The organism is Mycobacterium sp. RTGN4 (assembly GCF_033804635.1).
Taxonomy (GTDB): Bacteria; Actinomycetota; Actinomycetes; order Mycobacteriales; family Mycobacteriaceae; genus Mycobacterium.
In genome coordinates, this window is sequence record NZ_JAPZLB010000047.1 from 1 (window position 1) to 821 (window position 821).

At 68.9% G+C, this 821-nt stretch carries 1 protein-coding gene; it reads right to left on the reverse strand.

What is annotated here, in order from left to right; all coding sequences use genetic code 11:
- The coding region (locus tag SLQ30_RS33010) for an HNH endonuclease signature motif containing protein (protein ID WP_319451253.1) at window positions 1-821 on the reverse strand (821 nt) is incomplete at both ends.

The window sequence follows — 821 nt, forward strand, 5'->3', positions numbered from 1 at the left end:
TCCAGCCGTCGGGGCCGACCATGCGGTTGTCGACGCCGCAGGCCAGCGTCATGTCGTCGACGTTGGTGTGGCCGCCCTCGATCCAGTCTTGGCGGGCGTGGTGGACTTGGGCGCCGTAGCCGCCCACGGTGCAGCCGGGTTTGGTGCACCCGCCCTCGCGGGCGATGAGCATGATCCGTTGGGCCGGGGATGCGACCCGGCGGGCGCGGTAGAGGTTCATGGCCGATCCGGTGGCCCGGTCGAACACGGCCAAATAGTGGTTGGCGTGGGCGGCCAGGCGGATGACGTCGCGGATGGGCATGACGGTGCCGCCGCCGGTGACACCCACCCCGGCCCTGCTTTCCAAGTCTTGGAGGGTGGTGCGGATGATGATCGAGACGGGCAGTCCGTTGAGTTGACCCAACTCACCGCTCATCAGGGCGATGCGCCCGACCGCGACCAGCGCGTCGTGTTGGCGTTGGGCCAGGCTGCGGTGATCGGCGTCGATCTGAGCCTGCGAAGGGGTGCCCGAGGTGCAGGGTTCGGGATCATCCGGGTTGCACATGCCCGGCGCGGCGTACTTGGCGAAGATCACTTCCCAGGTGGCCCACGCTTCGGGGGTGAGTTCGCCCTTCACTGGGCGCATGCCGTCGCGGCCCTGGGTTCCGGCGGAGAGTCCGCGTTTGCGGGCGCGTTCGGTGTCGTCGGGTTCGGGTCCGTCCTGATCGAGTAGGAACAGGGTGAGCTCGGCGACGTCCTTGAGTTCTTTGGGGCCGACGCCTTGGGCGGTGCGGGCCAGGTCGGTTTCGAACTGGGCTGCGGTGGTGGGGTCGGTGGCGTCG